Origin of the sequence: Actinokineospora terrae (assembly GCF_900111175.1) — a bacterium.
Lineage (GTDB): Bacteria > Actinomycetota > Actinomycetes > Mycobacteriales > Pseudonocardiaceae > Actinokineospora > Actinokineospora terrae.
In genome coordinates this window covers 225001-239960 of the sequence record NZ_FOGI01000007.1, presented here as the reverse complement: position 1 = coordinate 239960, position 14960 = coordinate 225001, and the positions used below count along the sequence as shown (strand labels likewise).

Genomic DNA, 14960 nt, shown 5'->3' with positions numbered 1-14960 from the left:
TCGCGACGTGCGCAGAGCCATCACCGCCACACTCGCCGTCGCCACCGCCGTGCTCGCGGGCTGCTCCGCTCCCCCGCCGCCGGACGTCACCTTCTACACCGATGGCGAGAGCGTCGTCGCGAGCCCGATGGGGCTGTGCGAGGTCGGCAAGGACACCTGCCTCCAGGACGAGGACGCGGTGGTGACCCTGCCGACCCGCAAGGGCCAGCCGGTGCAGATCTCGGTGTCGTCGCAGGTCGCGAACAGCCCGTGGGGCGTCGTGTTCTCCTACGTCGACCGGGCGGGCCAGCAGCAGGCCGCCAGCAGCAGGCTGATCTCCGACGGGAGCCTCGCCTACACGCTGGTGCCGCCGCCGGACGCGGAACTGCTGATCTACGTCGAGGTGCAGAAGCTGCGCGCCGTGCAGGGCAAGCTGGTCGAGACCGGCATCTGGGGCCTCACGACGCGGCAGCGGGGCTAGTCGGCGGCGGTTTACGGGTCGAGTTCCCTGGCGACCGCGCGGACGACCTCGGAGATCCGCTTGGTGACCTTGCGGTCGGGGTAGCGGCCGCGCTGCAGGTCCGGCTGGACGGTGGACTCCAGCATCTTGATCATGTCCTCGACCAGGCCGTGCAGCTCCTCGGCAGGCCTGCGCCTGGCCTCGACGACCGAGGGCGGCGCGTCGATGAGCCGGACCGAGAGCGCCTGCGGTCCCCGCCGCCCGTCGGCGACCCCGAACTCGATGCGCTGCCCGGCCTTGAGACCGGGGACGCCCTCGGGCAGGGCGGACGCGCGGACGTAGACGTCCTCGCCACCGTCCTGCGTGACGAACCCGAAGCCCTTCTCCGAGTCGTACCACTTGACCTTGCCGGTCGGCACAGCTCTCACCGTTCCCTCGTCGTCAGTCCGCCCCGCGCCGAGGGGTCTCCCGCCGCGCAAGACGAACGCGCCCTGGGATCACCCGGGACGCGTTCCCCAAGCCTAAGCCAGCCATCCTGTCGCCTCAGCCCCGCCTGAGCGTTACCACCGAACCGCAGCGGCTGAGGACGCAACGGTCGAGGCGCCTATCCTGTTCCCATGGCGGCCGAAACCCACCCCTCTCGCACCCTCCACGTCGCGTTCGCGCTGTTCGGCGTGGGACTGCTCGCGGTGGTCGCCATCTTCGTGCTGGCCGCCCTCGGCCACACCGCCCCCTGGCTGTGGGCCGTGTCCATGGCCTTCCCCGCGGGCCTGGCTCTCGCCGTCGTCCACGTGGTCCGCCGCCGGTAGCCCCTAGAGGTTACTCAAATGAACCTTGAGCCACATAGGAAATTCGGTGAGGTCACGCAGGACCACATCGGCTCCCGCGGCTAGGAGTTGCTCGGCTGTCCTAGGACCGGTCGGCACGCCTACGGCGATGGCGTTGGCCGCGTGCGCGCCCGCCACGTCTCCCTCATGGTCGCCTACGTAGACGCTGGCGCCGTGGGCGCGGAGTGCCTCGCCCTTGGCCGTCGACCAGAGTTCGCCGACGAGGGTGTCCACCTGCCAGCCGAACTGGGCGAGGTGCTTGGCGGCGTTGGGGCCGTACTTGCCGGTCACGACCAGTGTTCGACCGCCTGCTTCGCGTACCGCTGCCAGTGCGTCACCCGCGCCAGGTAGGGCCACCGTCGAGGGGATGACGATGTCCGGGTAGAGCGCGCGGAAGCGGTCGACCAGCCACGGGATGCGCTCCTCCGGGGCCTCGAAGCCCCGGAAGATCATGTCCAGCGGCGGCCCGAGGTTGGCGGCGAAGTACTCGCCGTCGAGGGCGAGGCCGGTCTCCTCGGCGAGCGCGGCCATCGCGGCGACCATGCCGGGACGCGGGTCGATCAGCGTCATGTCCAGGTCGAAGCCGACCGCGAAGCCCTCCACACCGCCCAAGCTACCCGCGCCCGAGCAGGTCGGCGGCGACCTTGCGCATCTCGACCTTGCGGACCTTGCCGGTCACCGTCATGGGGAACTCGTCGACGACGTGCACGTACCTCGGGATCTTGTAGTGGGCGAGCTTCCCGGTGCAGAACTGGCGCACAGCGTCAGCGTCGAGCGGTACCGCTCCCTCGCGCATGCGGACCCACACCATCAGTTCCTCGCCGTAGCGCTCGTCAGGGACACCGATGACCTGCGCGTCAAGGATGTCCGGGTGGGTATAGAGGAACTCCTCCACCTCTCGCGGGTAGATGTTCTCCCCACCGCGGATGACCATGTCCTTGATGCGGCCGGTGATCTTCAGGTAGCCGTCGTCGGTCATCACCGCCAGGTCGCCCGTGTGCATCCACCTGGCGCTGTCGATCACCTCGGCGGTCTTACCCGGCTCGTCCCAGTAGCCCAACATCACCGAGTAGCCCCGCGTGCAGAACTCCCCCGGCTCCCCGCGCGGCACGGTCAGGCCCGTCTCCGGGTCCACGACCTTGACCTCCAGGTGCGGGTGGACCCGCCCGACAGTGGAGACCCGCAGGTCCAGGACATCATCGGCCCTGGTCTGGGTGGACACGGGCGAGGTCTCGGTCATGCCGTAGCAAATGGTCACCTCGGTCATCCCGAGTCGATCGATGACCTGCTTCATGACCTCTTCCGGACAGGGCGAGCCCGCCATGATGCCGGTGCGCAGCGAACTCAGGTCGAGCCCCTCGACCTCTGCGAGCATCGCGATGAACATCGTTGGAACGCCATAGAGCGACGTGCACCGCTCTTCCGCGACAGCGCTAAGAGTCGCCTTGGGATCGAACCCGGGCGCGGGGATCACGATGCAGGCGCCGTGCGAGGTAGCAGCCAGGTTTCCCATCACCATCCCGAAGCAGTGATAAAAGGGCACGGGAACGCACACCCGGTCCTGCTCGGTGTAAGAACACAGCTCGCCAACGAAGTAGCCGTTGTTGAGGATGTTGTGGTGGGACAGGGTGGCACCCTTGGGGAAGCCGGTGGTCCCGGACGTGTACTGGATGTTGATCGGGTCGTCCGGAGACAGCGCTATCGCGGGGAGAGGGTCTCTGTCGGCCACGATCTCGGCCCAGGATTGTTGGCCGATGAAGACAACGTCACAGGCTGGGTTTACCTCGGCGATCATGGCCGCGTAGTCGGAGGTCTTGAAGCTCGGCGCGGAGACGAGCACCCGCACGCCCGCTTGGTCGAGCACGTACTTCAGCTCGTGGACCCGGTACGCGGGGTTGATGTTGACGAGGACAGCACCGATCTTGGCGGTGGCGTACTGCACGAAGACCCACTCGGCGCAGTTCGGCGCCCAGATCCCCACACGGTCGCCCTTGCCCACTCCGAGCGCGAGCAGCCCTTGCGCTACCGCGTCGACCTCGGCGGAGAGCTCTCGATAGGTCCACCTCCGACCGGTGGCCCTGTCTACCAGGGCATCTCGGTCTCCGTAGGCGGCGACCGTGCGGTCTAAGTTCTCGCCGATCGTGTCACCGAGCAGCGGGACGGTGGACGTCCCGGACGAGTAGCTGGGCAGCGGCATCGCAGGCTCCTTCCGGCTGTGGGCCAGGTCACCATCCTGCATCGGGGCGGGTGATCCGGACACCCGTGGTCGGGCGGATGCGGAACACTGGGTGGTGTGCGCCTACTGCTGAACCTGATCTGGCTCGTCCTGTGCGGCTTCTGGATGGCCATCGGCTACCTGATCGCGGGCGTCATCTGCTGCGTCCTGATCATCACGATCCCGTTCGGCCTGGCGTCGTTCCGCATCGCGAACTACGCGCTGTGGCCCTTCGGCCGCACCATCGAGCCGCGCCGGGAGGCGGGCGCCGCCTCGCTGATCGGCAACGTCATCTGGATCGTCTTCGCGGGCTGGTGGCTGGCCCTCGGCCACATCGTCACCGGCTTCGCGCTGTGCGTCACGATCATCGGCATCCCGCTCGGCATCGCGAACTTCAAGATGATCCCGGTGTCCCTGGTCCCGCTCGGCTCCCGGATCGTGCCTACGCCGTAGGCACGTCCGCGCGCCACGGCAGCGGAACCACCAGACACGGCCCACCGACGAACAAGCCCGCGTCCACGCCGAGGGCCTTACCGTTCGCGTAGAGGTAAGGACCCTCGATCTGCGTCGGTAGCACCCCCAGCTGGTCGGCGATCACGCTGTGCCCGTGCACGACCTGCTTACCGCCGAGGGTTGTGAGCAGCTCATCGGCCGCCATCTCCCCCTCCGGGCCGCGGAAGGCGTACCGGGTCGTCATGCGCCGCCAGACCTCCCACCACTCGGCGGCGTCATCGGAGTGCAGCACCTCTTGGACGGCCTCGTTGATGCCCGCGATGTCGTCGCCCCACAGCAGGTACTGGGTGGTGTCGGAGTGCATCAGCAGGTGGTCGTCGACCAGCTCGATGACCGGCCGGGTGGTGAGCCACTCGATGTGGTCGTCGGTGAGGGAGTCCTGGTCGGTGTCGATGCCGCCGTTCATGCTCCAGCTGCGGGCGAAGCTGCGCGGCCCGAACTCCGACGGGATCGGGTCGTCGCCGAAGCGGTGCATGCCCAGCAGCAGGATCTCGTGGTTGCCCAGCAGCGTCTCGACCTTGCCGCCCGCCCGCGCCGCCTGCTCGGCCAGCGCGCGGACCAGGTCGATGACGCCGATGCCGTCCGGGCCGCGGTCGACGAAGTCGCCGAGGAACCACAGGTGGTCGCGGCCACCGGCCCAGTCGCCGTCCGCGGTGACCAGTCCCTCGGCGGCCAGGGCGGTGATCAGTTCCGCGCGGTGCCCGTGGATGTCGCCGACGACGTAGGTCGCCTTCTCCTTCGCCACAGCCACGACCCTAGGGGAGCCACCCCGGCGACGCGCAGCGATCGGTAACCGTGACCGGCGACGACGACTCACCGTGACCATCCTCCTACGAACGAGCTACAAGTCGGGAAACGGGTCGGCCGTGTGGCCGACCAGGTCGGCGACCGACCCGATCACCCGGGTCGGCCGGTAGGGGTAGAGCTCGGCGGTCGTGGCGCCGGAGATCCCGGACAACACCAGGATCGTGCGCAGGCCCGCCTCCAGCCCGCTGCGCACGTCGGTGTCCACCCGGTCGCCGATCATCAGCGTGCTCTCCGAGTGGGCGCCGACCGACCGCAGCGCCGAGCGCATCATCAGCGGGTTCGGCTTGCCGACGTAGTACGGGGCGCGGCCGGTGGCCCGCTCGATCAGCGCGGCGACGGACCCGGTGGCGGGCAGCGAGCCCTCGCGGCTGGGGCCGGTGGCGTCGGGGTTGGTGGCGATGAACCTGGCGCCCGCCTCGACCAGCCGGATGGCCCGGGTGATCGCGGTGAAGCTGTAGGTGCGGGTCTCGCCGAGGACCACGTAGTCCGGGTCGCGGTCGGTGAGCACGTAGCCGATCTCGTGCAGCGCGGTGGTGAGCCCGGCCTCGCCGATCACGAACGCCGACCCGCCGGGGCGCTGGCTGTCCAGGAACCGGGCGGTGGCCAGCGCGGAGGTCCAGATGGCGCCCTCCGGCACGTCGAGCCCGGTGCGCAGCAGCCTGGCCCGCAGGTCACGGGGGGTGTAGATCGAGTTGTTGGTGAGCACCAGGAACGGGGTCCCGGTCGCGGTCAGCTCGGCGATCAGCGCGTCGGCGCCGGGGATGAGGTGCTCCTCGTGCACCAGGACCCCGTCCATGTCCATCAGGTACGTCCAGCCACCGCTCATGGCGTGAGGCTACCCAGGCGTCTCGACGATGACCTGGGTCGCCTTGACCAGCGCGACCGCGAGCACACCGGGCGCGAGCCCCATCTCCCGCACCGCCTCCGAGCTCATCAGCGACACCACCCGGTGCGGCCCGCACTGCAACTCGACCTGCGCCATGACGGTGTCGGTGAGCACCGAGGTGACCAGGCCGACGAACCGGTTGCGGGCCGAGCGGCCGACCCCGCTCGGGTCGGGCACCTCGGTGGCCTGCGCCCTGGCGAACTCGGCGAGCGCGACCCCGTCGACGACCTTGCGGCCCGCGCCGTCGGCCTCGGCGGGCAGTTGGCCGTTGTCGATCCAGCGGCGCACCGTGTCGTCGCTGACCCCCAGCAGCCTGGCGGCCTCGACGACCCTGAAGTACGGCATGAGACCGACAGTATCGCCGCAGGCGCGGGACCGGGCGGTACACCCGTGTGGACAGTTCCGTGACGCTCGCGGCGGCCGACCCCCGGGTCGGGGACAGCGGCTACCCTGGAACGGGTGACGGCGGCGCGGGTACCCACTCCGGTCGACCTGGGGCTCCCCCGACTCAGGGTGGCGACCCCGGCTCCGGATCGCCCGGACGAGCCCAGGCTGCTCGACCGGTTCGGCCGGGTCGCGACCGACCTGCGGGTGTCGCTGACCGACCGCTGCAACCTGCGCTGCACCTACTGCATGCCCGCCGAGGGCCTGGACTGGATGCCCCGCGGGGAGATGCTCAGCGACGGCGAGCTGGCCAGGCTCATCCGGATCGCGGTGGAGCTGCTGGGTGTCACCAACGTGCGGTTCACCGGCGGCGAGCCGACGCTGCGCAAGGGCATCGAGTCGATCATCGCAGGCACCGCGGCACTGGTGCCGCGACCGCGGATCTCCATGACCACCAACGCGATCGGGCTCGCCAGGAGCGCCGGGCGGCTCGTCGGCGCCGGGCTGGACCGGATCAACGTCTCGCTGGACACGTTGCGGCAGGAGCGCTTCCTGGCGCTGACCCGCCGCGACCGGCTCGACGACGTCCTCGACGGGCTGGCCGCGGCCAGGGACGCCGGGCTGACACCGGTGAAGGTCAACGCGGTGCTCGTGCGCGGCCGCAACGACGACGAGGCGGTCGCGCTGCTGCGGTACTGCCTCGAGCAGGGGTACGAGCTGCGGTTCATCGAGCAGATGCCGCTCGACGCCCAGCACGGCTGGGACCGGGCGGACATGGTCACCGCCGAGGAGATCCTGACCGCGTTGCGCGCGGAGTTCGACCTGGTGCCGAGCCCGGTCCCGCGCGGCGCGGCGCCCGCCGAGCGGTGGCAGGTCGACGGCGGGCCGGGCGAGGTCGGCGTCATCGCCTCGGTCACCCGCCCGTTCTGCGGCGACTGCGACCGCACCAGGCTCACCGCGGACGGGCAGCTGCGCTCGTGCCTGTTCAGCCAGACCGAGACCGACCTGCGCGCGCCGCTGCGGGCTGGCGCGGGCGATGAGGAGATCGCCGGGCTGTGGCGCACCGCGATGTGGGGCAAGCTCGCCGGGCACACCATCAACGAGGCCGGTTTCGCGCAGCCGCTGCGGCCGATGAGCGCGATCGGGGGGTAGCTCCATTGGGGCAGGTGACGGTGCGGTATTTCGCGGGCGCGCGCGCGGCCGCGGGCGTGCACGAAGAGAAGGTGCAACTCCCGGACGACTCGACGGTCCAGGACGCGCTGTCCGCCCTCGCGCTGCGGCACGGCAGCGCGCTCGCCCGGGTTCTGCTCGCGGCGAGCTTCCTGGTGGACGGGGTGGCTGTCCGGGACAGGTCCGCCGCGTTGCCCGACGGCATCGGACTCGACGTCCTGCCGCCATTCGCCGGGGGCTGAGCACCGTCCTCGGATGGCCCAACACGCGGAAACGACGTGAGGCAGACCTCACCGACGGTTAATTATCTCGGCCAGGACACGGCGGAGTAACGCGTACGTTTACGAGCCTGACCAGCGGAAAGCCGCTGATCGCGAAAGGTAGCGGGGCGTTACTGTGATGACGGTCACGCTCCTCGGAGTTTTCAGATCTTCCCGCGGTTACGTACCGTCGCTTCCGGCTGGCCCCGACCAGCCGTGCACGACCCGAGAGTGCGCCATGCCGAACCCTGTCCGGCGGGCTCCCGGGAACCAACCCCGAGCGAAAGCGATCTCCCGGACAGGGGCGAGGGGCCCGCCGAGCACCACACCGGTGCGCGGCGCGGCGGCCAGGTCCACCCGGACCCGGTCGGACCGAGGTTCTGGTCCGCACCCACAGCGCGTGCAGCGCAGGCTTGGGAGGAGAGACCCAAATGTCCTACCGAGGCAAGCACCGCAAGCAGACCGCCACCCAGCGCACCATCGCCCGCGTCCTCGTCGCAGGAGTCGCGGTTGGCGCACCGATGGCGATCGCCGCGTCACCCGCCTCTGCCGACCCGGTGAACTGGGACGCTGTCGCCCAGTGCGAGAGCGGCGGCAACTGGAACATCAACACCGGCAACGGGTACTACGGCGGGTTGCAGTTCACCCCGAGCACCTGGCGGGCCAACGGCGGATCGGGCAGCGCGCACAGCGCCAGCCGCGAGGAGCAGATCCGCGTCGCGGAGAACGTGCTGAAGACCCAGGGCATCGGCGCCTGGCCGGTGTGCGGCAAGAAGGCGGGCGCGAAGTCCGCCGCGGCGCCGAAGAAGGCCGCGACCGCGCCCAAGCAGCAGAGCACGCCGAAGAAGGTCACCAAGACCGCGCCCAAGGCCACCCCGAAGGCCGCGCCCGTGACCACCGCCGCACCCGCGGCAGCCGCGGTCACCGCGTCGAACCCCAGCGGCGACTACACCGTCGTCGCTGGCGACACCCTGTCGAAGATCGCGACCCAGCAGGGCGTCGCGGGCGGCTGGCAGGAACTGCACGCCAAGAACAAGGACTTCATCGGCGACCCGAACCTGATCCTGGTCGGTCAGAAGATCGCCACCAAGTAAGTCCCGGGTTGTCCGAGCCCCCGTCGCGCTGTCGCGGCGGGGGCTCGACCACGTCATCCGGTGGGCCCGGTGCTCCCGGCATAGCCTGGCCACATGGGATCTAGACCGTGGATGACCTTGACTGCCGCGGTGCTCGACGCGCCGGACGCGCGCGAGTTGGCGGCGTTCTACCAACGCCTGCTCGGCTGGCCCAAGGGCGCCGACGAGCCGGACTGGGTGACCCTGCGCCCACCCGGCGGCGGCACCGGCCTGTCGTTCCAGAGCGAACCCGATTACCTACCACCGAAGTGGCCGACCAGGGCCGGTGCGCAGCAGATGATGTCGCATGTGGACATCGAGGTTGCCGATCTCGCGGCAGCCGGGGCGTTCGCGGTGTCCGCGGGCGCGGTACTCGCCGAAGTCCAACCGCAGCAGGGTGTTCGGGTGTACCTCGACCCGGCCGGGCACCCGTTCTGCCTCTGGGCCCGCTAGTCCTCTAAGGACAGTTGACCCATTCGTCGGTGCCGTCGGTGAAGCGCTGGTGCTTCCAGATCGGTAGGCGGGCCTTGACCTCGTCGACGAGGCGGGCACAGGTGCTGAAGGCCTGGCCGCGGTGTTCGGCGGCCACCGCGCAGGCCAGTGCCACGTCGCCGATGGTGAGTTCGCCGATCCGGTGCGACACGGCGACCGCGTGCACGCCGTCGGCTCGCGCGACCTCGGCCGCCACCTCGGCGATGATCTCCTTGGCGCTGGGGTGGCCCTCGTAGGTGAGGCCCAGCACGCCGCGGCCGCCGTCGTGGTCGCGGACCACGCCCGCGAAGGTGACGACCGCGCCCGCTGAGCGGTGGGCGACCAGTTCCTCGTGTTCGGCGACCGAGATCGGGGCGTCGCTGATGTCCGCGCGCAGCACGGCGGCCTGCCGGGTCGGGGTCCGCTCGTGGTCGCCGCCGCGCAGCTGGTCGACGGCGTGGTCGAGGACGGGGTCGAGGACACCGAGGCCGTCGCGGACGCCACCGGTCGAGCCGGGGAGGTTGACCACGAGGGTGCGGCCCGCGACACCGGCGAGACCGCGCGACAGCACGGCGGTCGGCACCTCGGGCAGCCCGGCGGCGCGGATCGCGTCGGCGAGGCCGGGGACCTCGTGGTCGAGGACGGCGCGGGTGGCCTCGGGGGTGCGGTCGGTCGGGTTGATGCCGGTGCCGCCGGTCGTGATCACCACGTCGACGCCCTCGGCGACCGCCGCGCGCAGGGCCTGCTCGACCGGTGCGCCGTCCGCGACGACCACCGGGTCCGGCGCCGCGTAGCCGCGGCCGCGCAGCCAGGCCACGATCACCGGGCCGGTGCGGTCGTCGTAGACCCCGGTCGCCGCCCGGTTGGACGCGGTGATGACCCTGGCCGTGCGCTCGGTCATGGTGTGTCCCTGTTCCAGGTGCCGGACTTGCCGCCGTCCTTGCGGTCGAGCCGCACCGTGTCGAGCACGGCGGCCGGGTCGACCGCCTTGATCATGTCGTGCAGGGTCAGCCCGGCGACGGCGACGGCGGTCAGCGCCTCCATCTCCACCCCGGTCTGCCCGGTGGTGCGGACGGTCGCGGTGATGGTGACCTCGCGCTCCCCCAGGTCGAGCACCACGGTGACGCCGGAGAGCGGCAGCGGGTGGCACAGCGGGATCAGCTCCGGTGTCCGCTTGGCGCCCATGATGCCCGCGAGCCGCGCCGTCGCCAGCGCGTCACCCTTGGGCAGCCCGTCGCGGCGCAACAGTGCGACGACCTCCGCGGTGGTGCGTACGACGCCGCTGGCCACCGCGGTGCGCGCGGTCACCGCCTTGCCGGAGACGTCGACCATCCGCGCGGTCCCGGCGGCGTCCACATGGCTGAGTTCACCCACGTGGCCGATGCTAGTCAGGCCTGGGCCGCCTTGCGGACCGCGTCGGCGACCGCGGGGGCCACCGCCGCGTCGAACACGCTCGGCACGATGAACGACGGGTTGAGCCGCTCGCCCTCGACGATGTCGGCGATCGCGTCCGCCGCGGCCAGCAGCATCGGGTCGGTGATCGTCCTGGCCTGCGCGTCGAGCAGACCGCGGAACACGCCGGGGAACGCCAGCACGTTGTTGATCTGGTTCGGGTAGTCGGATCGGCCGGTGGCGACCACGGCCGCGTGCCGCTGCGCCTCGATCGGGTCGATCTCCGGGTCCGGGTTGGCCAGCGCGAACACCACCGCGTCGTCGGCCATGGTGGCGACCTGCTCGGCGCCGAACAGGTTGGGCGCCGACACCCCGATGAACACGTCCGCGCCGACCAGCGCGTCGTGCAACCGGCCGGTCTTGTTGTGCCGGTTGGTGTTCTGCGCGACCCAGGCCAGGTTCGTGTCCATGCCCTCGCGGCCGCGGTCCACGATGCCATCGATGTCGACGGCCACGACATCAGCCGGTCCGCGCTGCAACAGGAGCCGGATGATCGCACTGCCCGCGGCGCCGACACCGCAGACCACAATGGTGCAGTCCGCCATGTCCTTGCCCACGACCCGCAACGCGTTGCGCAGCGCCGCAACGACGCAGATCGCGGTGCCGTGCTGGTCGTCGTGGAACACCGGGATGTCGAGCTTCTCGCGCAACCGGGCCTCGATCTCGAAGCACCTCGGCGCCGCGATGTCCTCCAGGTTGATGCCGCCGTAGACGGGAGCGATCAGCTCCACCGCCCGGATGATCTCCTCGGTGTCCTGGGTGTCCAGGCACACCGGCCACGCGTCGACCCCGGCGAACTTCTTGAACAGCGCCGCCTTGCCCTCCATCACCGGCAGCGCGGCGGCAGGCCCCAGGTTGCCGAGGCCCAGCACCGCCGACCCGTCGGTGACGACCGCGACGGTGTTGCGCTTGATGGTCAGGCGGCGCGCGTCGTCCGGGTTCTCCGCGATGGCCTGGCAGATGCGGGCGACACCCGGGGTGTAGGCGCGGGAGAGGTCGTCGCGGTTGCGCAGCGCCACCTTCGCCGTGACCTCGATCTTGCCCCCGAGGTGCATGAGGAACGTCCGGTCCGACACCTTGCGGACCACGACCCCCGGCAACCCCTCGAGCGCCGTCGTGATGTCCCGCGCGTGGTTGGCCGACATGGCGTTGCAGGTGATGTCGACCACCACCCGATCACTGTGCGAGTCCACCACGTCGAACGCGGTGATCACCCCACCGACCCGCCCGACCGCGCTGGTCAGGTCCCCCGCCGCACTGGCACTCGGCGGAGCCTCCACCCGGACGGTGATCGAGTAGCCGGGACCGGGGACGGGCATGCGGTTCACTCCCGAAAGGACGGCATTCACAGAATCGCAGTGAGCCTAGCCCTGGTCCCGGTGCGCCCACATCCGGGTGATCTCCACTGTTCACAGAACTTCCCGCCCGCCGCTCCGACCCCGGTTCCGACTGGGCACAAGACCGACTTGCCGCCTTTGTGATCATGCTCAGCTGGCGGCACGGCGCTGACCTGGGGATCTTGGTTGACCGGGTGCCTCAGATTCACCCGGTCCAGCGACAGAAGTTATCCACATCTGGATCTTCGGCGGGGTACTTTCAAGATCGCCCGTCGGGGGGTACCGATAGACTGGCACAGGGACGCCCCCCGGAGTGGGTGGGGGCTGGGCAGGGTCGGGACCGCGCGCGCGAGAGTGGCGCAAGAGGGCCTGGGGGCGGCTGGAGGCGCGGCGGGAAGAGGGCTCACGGCGCGGCTAGAGGCGCAGCGGCGGCAAGAAGGCCCGGGGCAGCTAGAGGCGCGAGGGCGGTAGAGGCCTGTGAGCGGCAAGAAGACCGGCGCGGTTAGCGGCTGCACAAAGACCAACAGGCACCCCTGCGCCGAAGCGGGAGTGCCTGGGAGCCGAGACCGCGGTGGGGCTAGCGGTTGATCTCGGTGGTCGGGTGGACGTACGGGGTGGTGTCCAGGGGGAAGGTCGTGTTGCCGAAGGGGGAGAGAGCACCCTGGCGGTCCGAGGTGAGCTCGGTGACCGGGTGCGAGCCGTTGTCGTCGTCGCCGGTCCAGGTGGGGTCTACGCGGTCGGGCTTGGTGGTTTTGGCCACGGGAACTCCTCGGGTGACGAAAGTGCTCGCCTGCTGAGGTTACTCGACGGTGGTGCCGTATACCGTGGTCAGGGTGTCCGGCACCACGCTCACCGACTGGCTCCGCGCGCGGGACGACGAGGCGCTCGGCGCCGTGTTGCGGGCCCGGCCCGATCTCGCCACGCCCCGACCGGCCAATACCGGGGTGTTGGCGGCCCGGGCGGCGACCAGGGCGTCGGTCGCCAGGGTCGCCGAGGGGCTCGACACCTTCACCCTCGCGGTGCTCGACGCGCTGCTGGCGGCCGGGGCGGACCGGGCGCCGGTTCCCCTCTCGACGCTCGACGTCGGCGCCCCGGCGCAGCGGGTCAAGGCCGCGGTGGCGCAGCTGCGGCGCCTCGCGATCGCCTGGGGCGAGGACAGCGGCATCGCGCTGGTGCCTGCCGCGCGGGAGGCCGGGGGGCTGTTCCCGACCGGGTTGGGTCGCCCCTCCCCCGCGCTCGACGACGTCGACGTGCCCGCTGCCGTCGCCGCGCTGCCCGCGGACGAGCGGGACGTGCTGGAGCGGCTGGCGAGCAACGGCCCCATCGGCAACACCCGGGACGCCGCGGCGGTCCTGCCGCTCGACCAGGCCCGCACCCCCGTCCAGCGGCTGCTCGCCCGCCACCTGCTGACCAGGGTCGACGCGACGACGGTCGAGCTCCCCCGCCAGGTCGGCGTCGCCGTGCGGCCTGCGGCCGCGGTGGTCGTCGACGAACCGAGGCCCAAGACCAAGGCGCACAAGGCGGTCGACTCCACCGCGGCCGGTGCGGCGCTGGAGTTCCTCAGGCACGTCCAGACGGTGCTGCGGATGTGGTCGCAGGACCCGGCGCCGGTGCTGAAGTCCGGCGGGCTGGGCGTGCGGGACCTGCGCAAGCTCACCAAGGCGCTGGACGTCGGCGAGCGGCACGGGGTGCTGCTGGTCGAGGTGGCCGTCGCGGCGTCGCTGGTGGTGGACAACGAGGCGGCGACGCCCGAGTACGTGCCGACCACGCACGCCGACACGTGGCTGGTGGCGAGCCCGGCCAACCAGTGGGCCGCCGTGGCCGCCGCGTGGCTGGACCTGCCGCGGCTGCCGGGGATCGGTGGATTGCGGGACGCGAAGGAGCGGCTGCTCGCCCCGCTGTCGGAGGACCTGCGCCGCCCCGTCGCTCCGTTGGAGCGGGCCAGGGTGCTGCACGCGTTGGCCGACCTGAAGCCGGGCACCGGGATCGTCGACCCGGACGAGCTGGCGGCACTGCTGGCGTGGCGCGCGCCCCGGCGGGGTGGACGGCTGCGCGACGAGATCGTCCGCTGGACCCTGGAGGAGGCGACGTCGCTCGGCCTGGTCGCGCACGGCGCGCTGACCGGGGCGGGCCGCACGTTGCTCGAAGAGGGCACGGCCGCCGCCGCGAAGCGGATGGCCGAGGCGATGCCGGAGCCGATCGACCACGTGCTGGTGCAGGCCGACCTGACCGTGGTCGCGCCCGGCCCGCTGGAGCCGCACCTGGCCGCCCAGATCAACCAGGTCGCCGACGTGGAGTCCGCGGGCAGTGCCACCGTCTACCGGGTCGGCGAGTCCTCGCTGCGGCGCGCGCTGGACGCGGGCCAGACCGCGGGCGACCTGCACGAGCTGTTCCGGGCGCACTCCAAGACCCCGGTGCCGCAGTCGCTGACGTACATGATCGACGACGTCGCCCGCCGCCACGGCAGGCTGCGCGGCGGCGCCACCGCGGCGTTCCTGCGCTGCGACGACCCGGCGCTGATCGCCGAGGTCGCGGCCAGCCCGGCCGCCGCGGCGCTGCGGCTGCGCAAGATCGCGCCGACGGTGCTGGTCAGCCCGGTGCCGCTGCTGGAGATCCTCGACGAGCTGCGCGCGGCGGGCTTCACCCCGGCCGCGGAGGACAGCGAGGGCCAGGTGGTCGACCTGCGCCCCACCGGCCGCCGGGTGCAGGCCGCGGTCCGCGCGGTGCGCCGGGTGGCCACCAAGGCCCCCGACGACGACCAGCTCAGCGACATCATCGCGGCCATGCGCGCCGGTGACCGGGCCGCCGACAGCAAGCGCGGGCGCTCCATCGCCGCGTCGAGCACGAACACCGCCGACACCCTCGCCCTGCTGCACCAGGCCATCCACGCCAACCAGACGGTGTGGGTCGGCATGGTCGACGCCAACGGGGTGGCCAGCGAGCGCGTGCTGGTGCCGAACCGGATCGGCGGCGGCGTGCTGGAGGGCACCGACCCGGACACCCGGTCGCCGACCCGCGTCCCCCTGCACCGCATCACCCGCGCGGACCTGGTGGAGCAGGGCGGCTGACCGTCCACAGCGGACAGCG

18 protein-coding genes are annotated in these 14960 nt (G+C 71.4%); 8 read left to right on the top strand and 10 right to left on the bottom strand.

The features are described from left to right. Window positions 1-7 precede the first annotated feature (7 nt). Window positions 8-460, top strand: coding sequence for a DUF2771 family protein (locus tag BMY07_RS17550; protein ID WP_092779539.1), 453 nt, complete (start codon window positions 8-10; stop codon window positions 458-460). 11 nt (window positions 461-471) lie between these two features. Here BMY07_RS17550 and BMY07_RS17545 read toward each other — a convergent pair whose 3' ends face one another. Further along, on the bottom strand, window positions 472-858 hold the full coding sequence (locus tag BMY07_RS17545) for a cold-shock protein (RefSeq protein WP_092779537.1): 387 nt from the start codon (window positions 856-858) through the stop codon (window positions 472-474). Window positions 859-1056: 198 nt separating this feature from the next. Between BMY07_RS17545 and BMY07_RS17540 the strand changes: the two genes are divergently transcribed. Next, the gene (locus BMY07_RS17540) at window positions 1057-1248 is read left to right on the top strand and encodes a hypothetical protein (protein ID WP_092779535.1); all 192 of its coding nucleotides are present in this window, start codon (window positions 1057-1059) and stop codon (window positions 1246-1248) included. 3 nt (window positions 1249-1251) lie between these two features. On the opposite strand, the gene BMY07_RS17535 is transcribed toward BMY07_RS17540, so the two are convergent. Both BMY07_RS17535 and BMY07_RS17530 read right to left on the bottom strand, forming a co-directional pair. Further along, complete coding sequence (locus BMY07_RS17535) at window positions 1252-1836, bottom strand: HAD family hydrolase (RefSeq protein WP_092780017.1); 585 nt, start codon at window positions 1834-1836, stop codon at window positions 1252-1254. Between the two features lie 43 nt (window positions 1837-1879). Continuing rightward, entirely contained in the window at window positions 1880-3463 is a 1584-nt protein-coding gene (locus BMY07_RS17530) for an AMP-binding protein (RefSeq protein ID WP_092779533.1), read from the bottom strand. Window positions 3464-3559: 96 nt separating this feature from the next. Here BMY07_RS17530 and BMY07_RS17525 point away from each other — a divergent pair, with 96 nt between their 5' ends. Next, window positions 3560-3934: a YccF domain-containing protein gene (locus BMY07_RS17525; protein ID WP_092779530.1), complete on the top strand. Its 375-nt coding sequence runs from the start codon at window positions 3560-3562 to the stop codon at window positions 3932-3934. Here BMY07_RS17525 and BMY07_RS17520 read toward each other — a convergent pair. The 3 genes from BMY07_RS17520 to BMY07_RS17510 form a co-directional block, all read right to left on the bottom strand. Next, entirely contained in the window at window positions 3924-4739 is an 816-nt protein-coding gene (locus tag BMY07_RS17520; protein ID WP_245782454.1) for a metallophosphoesterase, read from the bottom strand. The two genes, BMY07_RS17525 and BMY07_RS17520, sit on opposite strands and share 11 nt — an antisense overlap. 96 nt (window positions 4740-4835) lie before the next feature. After that, entirely contained in the window at window positions 4836-5627 is a 792-nt protein-coding gene (locus BMY07_RS17515; RefSeq protein WP_092779526.1) for an HAD-IIA family hydrolase, read from the bottom strand. Window positions 5628-5636: 9 nt separating this feature from the next. Beyond that, a complete protein-coding gene (locus tag BMY07_RS17510; protein ID WP_092779524.1) occupies window positions 5637-6032 on the bottom strand; it encodes a TOBE domain-containing protein in 396 nt (131 codons plus the stop codon). A 147-nt stretch (window positions 6033-6179) separates the two neighbouring features. Between BMY07_RS17510 and moaA the strand changes: the two genes are divergently transcribed. The 4 genes from moaA to BMY07_RS17490 all read left to right on the top strand — a co-directional run bounded on the left by moaA (window position 6180) and on the right by BMY07_RS17490 (window position 9066). Next, the gene (moaA, locus tag BMY07_RS17505; protein WP_425426324.1) at window positions 6180-7223 is read left to right on the top strand and encodes a GTP 3',8-cyclase MoaA; all 1044 of its coding nucleotides are present in this window, start codon (window positions 6180-6182) and stop codon (window positions 7221-7223) included. Window positions 7224-7228: 5 nt separating this feature from the next. Continuing rightward, entirely contained in the window at window positions 7229-7483 is a 255-nt protein-coding gene (locus BMY07_RS17500; protein ID WP_092779520.1) for a MoaD/ThiS family protein, read from the top strand. A gap of 449 nt (window positions 7484-7932) precedes the next feature. Continuing rightward, entirely contained in the window at window positions 7933-8595 is a 663-nt protein-coding gene (locus BMY07_RS34995) for a LysM peptidoglycan-binding domain-containing protein (RefSeq protein ID WP_092779518.1), read from the top strand. Window positions 8596-8706: 111 nt separating this feature from the next. Continuing rightward, the gene (locus tag BMY07_RS17490) at window positions 8707-9066 is read left to right on the top strand and encodes a VOC family protein (RefSeq protein ID WP_092779516.1); all 360 of its coding nucleotides are present in this window, start codon (window positions 8707-8709) and stop codon (window positions 9064-9066) included. Between the two features lie 4 nt (window positions 9067-9070). Here BMY07_RS17490 and BMY07_RS35895 read toward each other — a convergent pair whose 3' ends face one another. The 4 genes from BMY07_RS35895 to BMY07_RS17470 form a co-directional block, all read right to left on the bottom strand. Beyond that, on the bottom strand, window positions 9071-9985 hold the full coding sequence (locus BMY07_RS35895) for a molybdenum cofactor biosynthesis protein MoaE (protein ID WP_092779514.1): 915 nt from the start codon (window positions 9983-9985) through the stop codon (window positions 9071-9073). Beyond that, a complete protein-coding gene (gene moaC, locus BMY07_RS17480; protein ID WP_092779512.1) occupies window positions 9982-10458 on the bottom strand; it encodes a cyclic pyranopterin monophosphate synthase MoaC in 477 nt (158 codons plus the stop codon). The genes BMY07_RS35895 and moaC overlap by 4 nt, the downstream gene beginning before the upstream one ends. 14 nt (window positions 10459-10472) lie before the next feature. Beyond that, complete coding sequence (locus tag BMY07_RS17475; RefSeq protein ID WP_092779510.1) at window positions 10473-11855, bottom strand: NAD-dependent malic enzyme; 1383 nt, start codon at window positions 11853-11855, stop codon at window positions 10473-10475. Window positions 11856-12450: 595 nt separating this feature from the next. After that, window positions 12451-12633 (bottom strand): hypothetical protein, encoded by a 183-nt coding sequence (locus tag BMY07_RS17470; protein ID WP_092779508.1) that lies wholly within the window; start codon window positions 12631-12633, stop codon window positions 12451-12453. 73 nt (window positions 12634-12706) lie between these two features. On the opposite strand from BMY07_RS17470, the gene BMY07_RS17465 reads away from it, so the two are divergent. Then, window positions 12707-14941, top strand: a complete 2235-nt coding sequence (locus tag BMY07_RS17465) for a helicase-associated domain-containing protein (RefSeq protein WP_092780015.1) — start codon at window positions 12707-12709, stop codon at window positions 14939-14941. Window positions 14942-14960 lie beyond the last annotated feature (19 nt).